The sequence below is a fragment of the Enterobacter cloacae complex sp. SYL001 genome, assembly GCF_049237025.1.
Classification (GTDB): Bacteria; Pseudomonadota; Gammaproteobacteria; order Enterobacterales; family Enterobacteriaceae; genus Enterobacter; species Enterobacter intestinihominis.
Window position 1 is genome coordinate 105,498 of the sequence record NZ_JBMKJI010000012.1, and the last position, 11,838, is coordinate 117,335.

8 protein-coding genes are annotated in these 11,838 nt (G+C 57.9%); 3 read left to right on the forward strand and 5 right to left on the reverse strand.

Annotated features, from left to right (window positions below):
* Positions 1 to 76 precede the first annotated feature (76 nt).
* The 3 genes from efeB to efeU are packed head-to-tail and all read right to left on the reverse strand — an operon-like array spanning position 77 to position 3,366.
* On the reverse strand, positions 77 to 1,360 hold the full coding sequence (efeB, locus tag ACOTZP_RS13355) for an iron uptake transporter deferrochelatase/peroxidase subunit (RefSeq protein WP_023305843.1): 1,284 nt from the start codon (positions 1,358 to 1,360) through the stop codon (positions 77 to 79).
* 3 nt (positions 1,361 to 1,363) lie between these two features.
* Positions 1,364 to 2,491: an iron uptake system protein EfeO gene (gene efeO / locus ACOTZP_RS13360; RefSeq protein WP_022647690.1), complete on the reverse strand. Its 1,128-nt coding sequence runs from the start codon at positions 2,489 to 2,491 to the stop codon at positions 1,364 to 1,366.
* Between the two features lie 41 nt (positions 2,492 to 2,532).
* Positions 2,533 to 3,366: an iron uptake transporter permease EfeU gene (gene efeU, locus ACOTZP_RS13365; protein ID WP_271075017.1), complete on the reverse strand. Its 834-nt coding sequence runs from the start codon at positions 3,364 to 3,366 to the stop codon at positions 2,533 to 2,535.
* Positions 3,367 to 3,617: 251 nt separating this feature from the next.
* Between efeU and ACOTZP_RS13370 the strand changes: the two genes are divergently transcribed.
* Complete coding sequence (locus tag ACOTZP_RS13370) at positions 3,618 to 4,802, forward strand: NupC/NupG family nucleoside CNT transporter (RefSeq protein ID WP_023299769.1); 1,185 nt, start codon at positions 3,618 to 3,620, stop codon at positions 4,800 to 4,802.
* Positions 4,803 to 4,884: 82 nt separating this feature from the next.
* Here ACOTZP_RS13370 and ACOTZP_RS13375 read toward each other — a convergent pair whose 3' ends face one another.
* Together ACOTZP_RS13375 and putP are read right to left on the reverse strand one after the other, a co-directional pair.
* Complete coding sequence (locus tag ACOTZP_RS13375; protein WP_023305840.1) at positions 4,885 to 5,304, reverse strand: DUF3574 domain-containing protein; 420 nt, start codon at positions 5,302 to 5,304, stop codon at positions 4,885 to 4,887.
* Between the two features lie 72 nt (positions 5,305 to 5,376).
* Positions 5,377 to 6,885, reverse strand: coding sequence for a sodium/proline symporter PutP (gene putP, locus ACOTZP_RS13380; protein WP_022647686.1), 1,509 nt, complete (start codon positions 6,883 to 6,885; stop codon positions 5,377 to 5,379).
* A 422-nt stretch (positions 6,886 to 7,307) separates the two neighbouring features.
* Here putP and putA point away from each other — a divergent pair, with 422 nt between their 5' ends.
* Both putA and ACOTZP_RS13390 read left to right on the forward strand, forming a co-directional pair.
* Entirely contained in the window at positions 7,308 to 11,270 is a 3,963-nt protein-coding gene (gene putA / locus ACOTZP_RS13385; RefSeq protein WP_404349424.1) for a trifunctional transcriptional regulator/proline dehydrogenase/L-glutamate gamma-semialdehyde dehydrogenase, read from the forward strand.
* A 51-nt stretch (positions 11,271 to 11,321) separates the two neighbouring features.
* Positions 11,322 to 11,714 (forward strand): lysozyme inhibitor LprI family protein, encoded by a 393-nt coding sequence (locus tag ACOTZP_RS13390; RefSeq protein WP_271075015.1) that lies wholly within the window; start codon positions 11,322 to 11,324, stop codon positions 11,712 to 11,714.
* Positions 11,715 to 11,838 lie beyond the last annotated feature (124 nt).

Consider the following 11,838-nt stretch of genomic DNA (forward strand, 5'->3'; position numbering starts at 1 on the left):
GAATATTACAGAAATATAACAACAAGATAGTCATATGGAAAAATAATGTCCCCGCGAACTGTCGCAGGGACGATTATCAGGCTTCTATCAGACCCTGAGCGAGCCAGGTCTTCGCGTCACGCGCGCCGGGCAGGGCAAAGAAATAGCCGCCGCCGATGGGCTTGATGTACTCCTCCAGCGCTTCGCCGTTGAGCCGCTTCTGCACGGTGAGGAACCCTTTCTCCAGATCGTGCTGATAGCAGACAAACAGCAGTCCCATATCAAGCTGACCGGAATTGGTCACCCCCAACGAGTAGCTGTAGCCCCTGCGCATCATCAGACTGGACTGGGTCTCTTTGGTGCGAGGATTAGCGAGACGAATATGGCTGTCCAGCGCGATGACATCTCCGTTCGGATCGCGGGCGTAGTCGGGTTCATCGTGCTCGTGCTTCATGCCGAGCGGTGCGCCGGTTTGCTTATCGCGGCCGAAGATCGTCTGCTGCTCTTTCAGCGGCGTGCGGTCCCAGAACTCCACGTGGAACTGAATGATACGCACCGCCTGATAGCTGCCACCCACCGCCCAGGCCGGTTCGCCCTGATCCGCCGTCACCCAGACCACGTTTTTCATCAACACGGTATTGCTGCTGTCCGGGTTGGCGGTACCGTCTTTGAAGCCCAGCAGGTTGACCGGCGTCTCTTTCCCTTTACTGCGCGCGGCGTGGTCTGAGATAAAACCTTCCCGCTTCCAGCGCACGCTGAGCAGATCCGGGGTGTGCTTGATGATATCGCGCAGGGCGTGGATCACCGTATCCTGGGTATTGGCGCAGATCTGCAACAGCAGATCGCCGTGGCACAACGCCGCGTCGAGAGAGTCATTCGGGAATCGCGTCATTTTTTGCAGCGCTTTCGGCTTCTGCTTCGCCAGACCGTAGCGATCATCAAACAGCGATTCCCCCACCGACACGGTGATGGTCAGATTATCGGGAGCGATAAACGCCCCGAGGATCCCGGAATCCATCGGCGGCAGGCGCGGATTCGGTGTTTCCGGTGCCGGACCGCCCGCCGTAAGGAAGGCAATGCGCGTGGTCAACAGCCTGAACAGACGCTCAAGGTCAGCCTTATCACTCGCCAGCGAATCGAAAGCCACCAGCATCATCGAGGCCTGCTGCGGCGTCAGGATTCCTGCCTGGTGCTCACCATAAAACGGCTGCGTTTCCATACGCGCATCCGGGGAGAGCGTGCCGGGGGCACTTTGCGGTTTTGCCGCATGCGCCACCGGACAGCCGCCCGCCAGGGCAAACGCGCCGCCCAGCGCCCCTACCCCTTTTAACAACCGACGTCGGGAAGGTTCCGCCACGTCGTACTCATCATGCTTGTTCATCGCTTAGTCCAGACCCAGAACGCCACGCAGCAGGGAGAGATCTTCCGCCAGCGTCGTAATCGGGCCTTTCAGCGCGTTACGGTCAGCATCGGTCAGCTTGTCGTAGGTTTCGAACCCGTCTTTGGTACGGTATTTCGCCAGGATGGCGTCAACTTTCTTAAAGTTTGCATCCACTTTCGCCAGCAGTTCGCCGTTCTCTTTTTGCAGCTGAGGCCGCAGCAGATCGACAATTTTTTGTGCGCCGTCGACGTTTGCCTGGAAGTCCCACAGGTCGGTGTGGCTGTAGCGATCTTCTTCGCCGCTGATTTTGCTCGCGGCCACTTCTTCAATCAGACCCGCAGCACCACCCACCACTTTCGACGGCGGGAAGGCCAGCTCGCTGATGCGTTTTTGCAGCTCCAGCACGTCGCTGTTGAGCTGATCGGCGTATTTCTCCATCCCTTTGGTGGAGCTATCGCCAAACAGGGCTTTTTCCAGGCGGTGGAAGCCGGTGAATTTCGGATCGGCGGCCTTCTGCTCGTAGTCATCTTCGCGGGCGTCAATGCTGCCATCGAGGTCAGAGAACAGCTCGGCAATCGGCTCGATGCGCTCGTAGTGCTGACGTGTAGGCGCATACAGGGATTTCGCTTTTTCGATATCGCCCGCTTTCACCGCGTCGGTAAAGGCTTTGGTGCCTGCCACCAGGTCAGCCGTCTCTTTGGTGACGTAGGCTTTATAGGCGGTAATGGCGTCGCCGAGGCTCAGCAGCGCGGTGCCTTTGGCCGCGTCCGCCGTCGCTGCGCCTTTGACGATCAGCTTACCTTTCGGGTTAGTCAGCAGGCCGCAGGTCATGTCATATTCCCCCGGCTGAAGATTAGCGGTCATTTTCTGGCTGAAGCCAGGCGCGATATTTTCACGCTCTTCTACCACCATCACGCCTTTCAGGATCTCCCACTCCAGCGCCTTCTGGCTGTGGTTCTGAATAATAAACTGGGTTTTACCGCTGTTAACCGTGATGGTCATCGGCTCGCACTGTTTATCGTTGACGGTGACTTTTACCTGCGGAATATCTGCTGCCTGAGCGGCGAAGGCAGACGCGAACAGCGCTGCCACACCAACCTGTAACGCGCTACGACGGAATTGAATAGCCATGTCTCTTCCCTTTAAAGTATGTTGTAACTAAACAAAGCGCTTCACGGCGCAGTACGCGACGGCTGAGCGCTGGGGCGCGATGGCATGAAGAACAGCACCAGCGCCGGAATAAGATAGATAAAGTACATCGCCACCTCGCTGACGCTCGGCGTTTCCTGATAGCCGAAGATACCTTCAAGGAGCGTGCCGGTCAGTGAGTGGGTGGAAAGAACGTTACTAAGATCAAACGCCACGTCCTGGAAGTGGTACCACAGGCCCGCCTCATGGAAGGCGCGGATCGCCCCTGCCGCCAGCCCCGCGGCCACCAGCAAAATAAACAGGCTGGTCCACTTGAAGAACGCGCCCAGGTTAAGACGAATGCCGCCCCAGTAGAGCAGGAAGCCAAGCACAACCGCCGTGGCCAGCCCAAGCATCGCGCCCAGCGGCGGCCAGATGCCCACGTCCTGCTGAAAAGCCGCGAGCAGGAAGAACACTGACTCCAGGCCTTCACGCGCCACGGCGAAAAAAACCATCATGATCAGCGCCCAGCCGTGTTGGTTGCCTTTTTGCAAGGCGTTATCCACCGCCTGCTCCAGCTGTACCTTCACGTTACGGGAGACCTTGCGCATCCAGAACACCATCCAGGTGAGGATCACCACCGCTATTACGGCAACAATGCCTTCAAAAAGCTCTTGCTCTTTCTGAGGAAATTCTCCGGTGGTTTCGTTGATAAGAATACCCAGCCCCAGGCAGAGCGCCGCGGCCAGGAAGACGCCAACCCACATCACGCCGATCCAGCGTCCACGCTGGGTGCGCTTCAGATAACTGGCGATAAGGCTAACAATCAGGGCCGCTTCAAGGCCTTCGCGTAACATAATGAGAAAAGGAACAAACATGCAGACACCTTAAATGTTTATCACGGTCAACTGATGCAAAGAAAGGTAAATTCTTGTGATAGTGATTATCATTACGGCTACAAGAAAAACAAGCGAAATATGTGGAGTTTTGATGACCAGATGTAAACGCATTGCGGAATAATAATTGCCTGAGTAACCGTTGCGTTTATAAGGTATAACGAAAATGCCCATTTACGGTTAACCGGGGCTGTGGCTAAATGTCCGCCTCGAAAACCAACTGAAAATAAACCATGTTTAAAATTGTCCATTTCCTGCTGGCGCTGGTGATTATTCTTGCGCTTGCCTGGCTGGTGAGTTTCGACCGCCGAAAAATTCGCATTCGTTTCGTTTTACAGCTGATCGTGATTGAAATCGCGCTGGCATTCTTTTTTCTGCATGCAGAAAGCGGTCTGTTTATTATTAAATACGTCTCCGGTTTCTTTGAGTCGCTGCTTAAATTCGCTGCCGAAGGGACGAATTTTGTCTTTGGCGGGATGGGTGAAAAAGGGCTGGCGTTCATTTTCCTTGGCGTGCTCTGCCCCATTATTTTTATCTCGGCGCTGATTGGTATTCTGCAGCACTGGCGTATTCTGCCGATCTTTATTCGGGTTATCGGGACGCTGCTGTCAAAACTGAACGGCATGGGCAAGCTGGAATCCTTTAACGCGGTGAGCTCACTGATACTCGGTCAGTCTGAAAACTTCATTGCCTACAAGGGCGTGTTGGGCGATCTCTCCTCGCGCCGCCTGTTTACGATGGCTGCAACGGCGATGTCGACGGTTTCGCTGTCGATTGTCGGTGCCTATATGACCATGCTCGACGCCAGATTTGTCGTCGCGGCACTGATCCTGAACATGTTCAGCACCTTTATTATCCTTTCGGTCATTAACCCGGCCCGCCCGGAAGCCGAACCCGATATCAAACTGGAAAAGCTGCATGAATCCCAGAGCTTCTTTGAAATGCTGGGCGAATATATTCTGGCCGGTTTTAAGGTGGCGATGATTATTCTGGCGATGCTGATTGGCTTTATCGCCCTTATTAGCGCCGTTAATGCCCTCTTCTCCAGCGTATTTGGCCTGAGCTTCCAGCAGATTCTGGGTTACGTGTTTTATCCGCTGGCGTGGCTTATTGGTATTCCGCTGAGCGATGCCTTAAGCGCGGGCAGTATTATGGCAACCAAACTGGTGGCGAATGAATTTGTGGCGATGATCGAGCTGCAAAAAATAGCCCACCAAATGTCACCGCGCGGACTAGGGATTTTGTCAGTGTTCCTGGTGTCGTTCGCTAACTTTGCCTCCATTGGTATTGTGGCGGGGGCAATAAAAGGCCTGAACGAGCAACAGGGTAATGTGGTGTCGCGGTTTGGTTTACGCCTGGTGTACGGGGCAACGCTGGTGAGTTTGCTGTCGGCGAGCTTTGCGGGGTTGGTGTTGTAAGTTTTGTGCGGTTAATGCCCGGCGGCGCTTCGCTTACACGGGCCTACGATACAACAACGGCGGGATTTCCCGCCGTTTTTTATTAAAACTGTACGCACACCGGCTGGTCGACCCGCATCACCGACTCCTGTGCGAAGCGGGATTTATAAATACCGCGTAAAGCCTCAATGTTTTTCTCGCTCTGCGCGTCTTTGCCGTGGATCAGCATCAGCGCCTTGCTCGGCTCGCGCGCCACCTTGCCGTCGTTACCCAGCCACTGACCGCGGGCATCAAATACCGTTAAGCCATCGCGAAAGCGCGGCGTCACGTCCTGGTCGACAAACTGCTGCCATTCGTTGCCTGTAATTTGCGCCCCGGCAGGACGGTTTAAGCCGAAATAGAGCGTGGTTTGCTGCATCTGATTTTCTGCTTTGCAGGTTTCCACCGCCGCATGCTGCGCGGGTGCGTTACAGCCCGCCAGCATTACGAATGCTGCCACCATTAGCCCTGTTTTAATTCTCATTGATGAAGACTCACATAGGTGAAAGGACTATCCCCTCTCCCCACCGGGGAGAGGGTTAGGGTGAGGGGGAAATTACTCAGCCTGGAGCTTAGACGGCGGCGCTGAGTGGTAATGCGCATCCGCTTCCGCAAAGCGCTTCTGCATAGATGCAGACGGCGCTTTACCCAGCAGGCTAAACACCACAATACCGAGGCTGCCGAAGATGAAGCCCGGGATAATTTCGTACAGGCCCAGCCACGCGAACTGTTTCCAGACGATAACGGTAACCGCACCGATAATCATCCCCGCCAGTGCGCCGTTGCGGGTCATGCGTGACCACAGAACGGAGAACAGCACCACCGGACCAAATGCGGCGCCAAAGCCCGCCCACGCGTAGCTCACCAGCCCCAGCACGCGGTTTTCCGGGTTAGCCGCCAGCGCAATCGCCACCAGCGCCACCAGCAGCACCATAAAACGCCCTACCCACACTAACTCTTTCTGACTCGCGCCCTTACGCAGGAACGCTTTGTAGAGGTCTTCGGTGATGGCACTGGAGCACACCAGCAGCTGACAGCTCAGGGTGGACATGACTGCCGCCAGGATCGCGGAGAGCAGGATACCGGCAATCCACGGGTTGAACAGGATCTGCGCCAGCTCGATGAACACGCGCTCGGCGTTCTGGTTCACCGCGCCCGCCTGCGCCGGGTTGTTGTTGAAGTAGGCGATACCGAAGAAACCGACCGCGCACGCCCCCGCCAGACACAGGATCATCCACGTCATGCTGATGCGACGCGCGTGAACGATGGTGTGGTGAGAATCCGCCGCCATAAAGCGCGCCAGAATGTGCGGCTGACCGAAGTAGCCCAGGCCCCAGCCCATCAGGGAGACGATGGCCACGAAGTTCAGCCCTTTCAGCATATCGACGTTTTCGATGCTCTTCTGCTTGATCACTTCCAGCGATTCGCCAAAGCCGCCGACGGTAAAAATCACAATTATTGGGGTCAGGATCAGGGCGAAAATCATCAGACTCGCCTGCACGGTATCGGTCCAGCTTACCGCCAGGAATCCGCCCACGAAGGTATAGAGGATGGTCGCGGCCGCACCGGCCCACAGCGCCGTTTCATAGCTCATGCCGAAGGTGCTTTCGAACAGGCGCGCGCCCGCCACAATGCCGGAGGCACAGTAGATGGTGAAGAACAGCAGGATCACCACCGCAGAGATAATACGCAATATGCGGCTGTTATCTTCAAAGCGTCCGGTGAAGTAATCCGGCAGCGTCAGGGCGTTGTTGTTGGCTTCGGTATGCACACGCAGACGGCCTGCTACCAGCTTCCAGTTGATCCATGCGCCAACGGTCAGGCCGATGGCGATCCAGCTTTCGGAGATACCGGAGATGAAAATCGCGCCCGGCAGCCCCATCAGCAGCCAGCCGCTCATGTCGGATGCGCCCGCTGAGAGTGCGGTGACCATCGGGCCCAAGCTGCGCCCGCCGAGGATGTAGTCGTCAAAGTTTTTAGTGGAACGCCATGCCAAAAACCCTATCAGGATCATGCCAAAAATATAAACGAGAAATGTCACCAGCATCGGTGTGCTAATAGCCATTCAAATTCTCCAAAATGTCGAGCGACAGCCGTCCGGGCTGCCTTGTTATGTCATCACCGGAACGTAGTGATGTGTGTATGTGTTTCCGTTGGGCGCGCTATCCTGCCGTATACGCATCCCACTGACAAACGATTTAACACTGCATTTACATGAATTTCATCCCTGGTTTTATACGTCTTTCCTATAGGTTGCACTCGCTCACGCTTTTATGGGTTGCACCTTTAAAAAGTGTTAAGCACCGCATAAAAACTGGGCTCAGAAACCGCCGCGCGTTCTTTTTCACAGCTAACTAATCGTTAACAATCCATTCATTTTCCAGCTTGCAGACCAGGTCACATTTAACACGGTTGCACAAAGTTGCAACATGGTGGATATTTCACGCTATCAACAGAACGCTATTACAGAACAACAGGAGTTTTGGCATGGGGATGACCACCATGGGGGTTAAGCTGGATGACGCTACCCGCGAACGGATTAAAACCGCTGCGACCCGTATCGACCGCACGCCGCACTGGTTAATCAAGCAGGCGATTTTTAACTATCTGGAAAGACTGGAGAGTGAAGAAGGTCTGCCGGAGCTGCCTGCCCTGCTGGCGGGCGCTGCGAACGAAGGCGAAGAGGCCGCGACGGCCGCTGATGAGAACCACCAGCCGTTCCTGGAATTTGCCGAGCAGATCCTGCCGCAGTCCGTCAGCCGCGCCGCCATTACCGGCGCCTATCGCCGTGCCGAAACCGACGCCGTGCCGATGCTGCTGGAGCAGGCGCGCCTGCCGGAAGCCGTTGCCGCTCAGGCGCACAGCCTGGCGTATCAGCTCGCCGACAAGCTGCGTAATCAGAAAACCGCCAGCGGACGCGCCGGTATGGTGCAGGGTCTGTTGCAGGAGTTCTCTCTTTCCTCGCAGGAAGGCGTGGCGCTGATGTGTCTGGCGGAAGCGCTGCTGCGTATCCCAGATAAAGCCACCCGCGATGCCCTGATCCGCGACAAAATCAGCAACGGCAACTGGCACTCCCACATTGGCCGCAGCCCGTCCCTGTTTGTGAACGCCGCCACCTGGGGCCTGCTGTTTACCGGCAAGCTGGTCTCCACCCATAACGAAGCCAACCTGTCGCGCTCCCTGAACCGTATTATCGGCAAGAGCGGCGAGCCGCTGATCCGCAAGGGCGTGGACATGGCGATGCGCCTGATGGGCGAGCAGTTCGTCACCGGGGAAACCATTGCCGAAGCGCTGGCGAACGCCCGCAAGCTGGAAGACAAAGGCTTCCGCTACTCCTACGACATGCTGGGCGAAGCGGCGCTGACCGCCGCCGACGCGCAGGCCTACATGGTCTCTTACCAGCAGGCGATCCACGCCATCGGTAAAGCGTCCAACGGTCGCGGTATTTATGAAGGGCCAGGCATCTCTATCAAGCTTTCCGCCCTGCACCCGCGCTACAGCCGCGCGCAGTACGACCGGGTGATGGAAGAACTCTACCCGCGCCTGAAGTCCCTGACCCTGCTGGCGCGCCAGTATGACATCGGCATCAACATCGACGCCGAAGAGGCGGATCGTCTGGAGATCTCCCTCGATCTGCTGGAAAAACTGTGCTTCGAGCCGGAGCTGGCGGGCTGGAACGGGATTGGTTTCGTTATCCAGGCCTACCAGAAACGCTGCCCGTTCGTCATTGACTACCTGATTGACCTGGCCAGCCGCAGCCGTCGCCGCCTGATGATCCGTCTGGTGAAGGGTGCCTACTGGGACAGCGAAATCAAACGCGCCCAGATGGAAGGACTGGAAGGCTATCCGGTCTATACCCGCAAGGTCTACACCGACGTCTCTTACCTCGCCTGCGCGAAAAAACTGCTCGGCGTGCCGAACCTGATTTATCCGCAGTTCGCCACCCACAACGCCCACACCCTGGCGGCGATCTACAGCCTGGCGGGTCAGAACTACTATCCGGGCCAGTACGAGTTCCAGTGTCTGCATGGCATGGGTGAACCGCTGTACGAGCAGGTGACCGGTAAAGTGGCCGACGGCAAGCTGAACCGTCCGTGCCGTATTTATGCCCCGGTAGGTACTCACGAAACCCTGCTGGCCTACCTGGTGCGTCGTCTGCTGGAGAACGGGGCGAACACCTCCTTCGTTAACCGCATCGCCGATACCACCCTGCCGCTGGACGAACTGGTGGCCGATCCGGTACAGGCCGTAGAGAAGATGGCGGCGCAGGAAGGCCAGATTGGTCTGCCGCATCCGAAGATTGCCCTGCCGCGCGAGCTGTATGGTGCAGGTCGCGTCAACTCGGCGGGTCTGGATCTCGCCAACGAACACCGTCTGGCGTCGCTCTCTTCTGCCCTGCTTAACAGCGCATTGCAGAAGTGGCAGGCCAAACCGATCCTTGAGCAGTCCGTTGAAGACGGTGAAATGCAGCCGGTGATCAACCCGGCAGAGCCGAAGGATATCGTCGGCTACGTGCGCGAAGCCACAGAAGCGGAAGTGGATCAGGCTTTGGAGAGCGCGGTGAACAACGCGCCAATCTGGTTTGCCACCCCGCCGCAGGAGCGTGCCGCCATTCTGGAACGCGCGGCGGTGCTGATGGAAGATCAGATGCAGCAGCTTATCGGCATTCTGGTGCGTGAAGCGGGTAAAACCTTTAGCAACGCCATCGCCGAAGTGCGTGAGGCGGTCGACTTCCTGCACTACTACGCCGGTCAGGTGCGTGATGATTTCGACAACGAAACGCACCGTCCGCTCGGCCCGGTGGTCTGTATCAGCCCGTGGAACTTCCCGCTGGCAATCTTCACCGGCCAGATTGCCGCGGCCCTTGCCGCAGGCAACAGCGTGCTGGCAAAACCGGCAGAGCAGACTCCGCTGATTGCCGCTCAGGGCATTAACATTTTGCTGGAAGCGGGCGTACCGGCGGGCGTGGTGCAGCTGTTGCCGGGGCGCGGTGAAACGGTGGGTGCCAAACTGACCTCCGATAACCGCGTGCGCGGCGTGATGTTTACCGGTTCGACCGAAGTAGCCTCCCTGCTGCAACGCAACATCGCCACCCGTCTGGATGCGCAGGGCCGTCCAACGCCGCTGATCGCTGAAACCGGCGGCATGAACGCCATGATCGTGGACTCCTCCGCGCTCACTGAGCAGGTCGTCGTTGACGTGCTGGCCTCTGCCTTCGACAGCGCGGGTCAACGCTGTTCCGCCCTGCGCGTGCTGTGCTTACAGGATGACGTGGCTGACCACACGCTGAAGATGCTGCGCGGTGCGATGGCGGAATGCCGCATGGGCAACCCGGGCCGTCTCACCACCGATATCGGGCCGGTGATCGACGCGGAAGCCAAAGCCAACATCGAAAACCACATTCAGGCCATGCGTGCCAAAGGCCGTCCGGTGTTCCAGGCGGTGCGTGAGAACAGTGAAGATGCCCGCGAGTGGCAGACCGGCACCTTCGTGCCGCCAACGCTGATTGAGCTGGCAAGCTTCGACGAGCTGAAAAAAGAGGTCTTCGGCCCGGTACTGCACGTTGTGCGCTACAACCGTAACAACCTCAACGAGCTGATCGATCAGATCAACGCCTCGGGTTACGGCCTGACGCTCGGTGTACATACTCGTATCGACGAAACCATTGCCCAGGTGACCGGCAATGCTAAAGTCGGCAACCTGTACGTCAACCGCAACATGGTTGGCGCGGTCGTTGGCGTGCAGCCGTTCGGCGGTGAAGGTCTCTCCGGCACCGGCCCGAAAGCGGGCGGTCCGCTCTATCTGTACCGTCTGCTGGCAAACCGTCCGGAAAATGCGCTGGGCGTGACGCTGGCGCGTCAGGACGCGGACTATCCGGTGGATGCGCAGGTGAAAGCCGTGCTGACCCAGCCGCTGGAGGCGCTGATTAAGTGGGCAGAAAACCGCCCTGAACTGCGTGCAATTGCGCAGCAGTACGGCGAGCTGGCGCAGGCCGGTACCCAGCGCCTGCTGCCGGGTCCAACCGGTGAGCGCAACACCTGGACGCTGATGCCGCGCGAGCGTGTGCTGTGCATGGCGGATGACGAGCAGGATGCGCTGGTGCAGCTGGCAGCCGCTACAGCAACGGGCTGTGAGGTGCTGTGGCCGGAAGATGCGCTGCATCGCGACCTCGCCAAACAGTTGCCAAAAGCGGTCTCGGCTCGCATTCGCTTTGCGAAGGCCGATGCCCTGCTGACCCAGCCGTTTGACGCGGTGATCTACCACGGTGATTCCGACCAGCTGCGCGAACTGTGCGAGCAGGTGGCGGCCCGCAGCGGCGCGATTGTCTCGGTGCAGGGCTTCGCCCGCGGGGAAACCAACCTGCTGCTGGAGCGCCTGTACGTTGAGCGCTCGCTCAGCGTTAACACCGCGGCGGCGGGCGGTAACGCCAGCCTGATGACAATCGGCTAACGCTGTGCTAATAAGGCTCCGGAGACGGAGCCTTATTTTATTGGGGAGTATATGAAACGATATCTTATCGCCGGTGCGGCACTGCTGCTGAGCGCCGGCGCGCTGGCCAACGAGTGCGACAACGCGACTACGCAGCTTGAACTGAACACCTGTAGCGCGCAGCAGTACCAGGCCGCCGATAAAAAGCTCAACGAGACCTATCAGGCCGCCATCAAACGTGCGGCGGCCCCCCAGCGCGATCTGCTGAAAAAGGCGCAGCAGGCGTGGATCGGCCTGCGCGACGCAGACTGTGCGTTTATCGGTTCGGGTACGGAAGGCGGGAGCGTTCAGCCAATGATAGTGAACCAGTGTCTGGCGGAGAAAACCGCGGAGCGCGAAGCGTTTCTGGCCACGCTGATGCAGTGTGAAGAGGGCGACTTAAGCTGTCCCCTCCCGCCGGGCTGACGCGGCACTGAACTATTCCCTCTCCCACAGGGCTGAGGGTTCCCCACAAATTAATGCGAGCACTGAGCAATCCCCTCGCCCCTCCGGGGAGAGGGTTAGGGTGAGGGGAACATACGGCGGTGGT

Excerpts from the sequence above, each read along its gene's own strand:
- efeO (WP_022647690.1), bottom strand. The coding sequence starts at position 2,491 with ATGGCTATTCAATTCCGTCGTAGCGCGTTACAGGTTGGTGTGGCAGCG.
- efeB (WP_023305843.1), bottom strand. The coding sequence starts at position 1,360 with ATGAACAAGCATGATGAGTACGACGTGGCGGAACCTTCCCGACGTCGG.
- putP (WP_022647686.1), bottom strand. The coding sequence starts at position 6,885 with ATGGCTATTAGCACACCGATGCTGGTGACATTTCTCGTTTATATTTTT.
- ACOTZP_RS13370 (WP_023299769.1), top strand. The coding sequence starts at position 3,618 with ATGTTTAAAATTGTCCATTTCCTGCTGGCGCTGGTGATTATTCTTGCG.
- putA (WP_404349424.1), top strand. The coding sequence starts at position 7,308 with ATGGGGATGACCACCATGGGGGTTAAGCTGGATGACGCTACCCGCGAA.
- efeU (WP_271075017.1), bottom strand. The coding sequence starts at position 3,366 with ATGTTTGTTCCTTTTCTCATTATGTTACGCGAAGGCCTTGAAGCGGCC.
- ACOTZP_RS13375 (WP_023305840.1), bottom strand. The coding sequence starts at position 5,304 with ATGAGAATTAAAACAGGGCTAATGGTGGCAGCATTCGTAATGCTGGCG.
- ACOTZP_RS13390 (WP_271075015.1), top strand. The coding sequence starts at position 11,322 with ATGAAACGATATCTTATCGCCGGTGCGGCACTGCTGCTGAGCGCCGGC.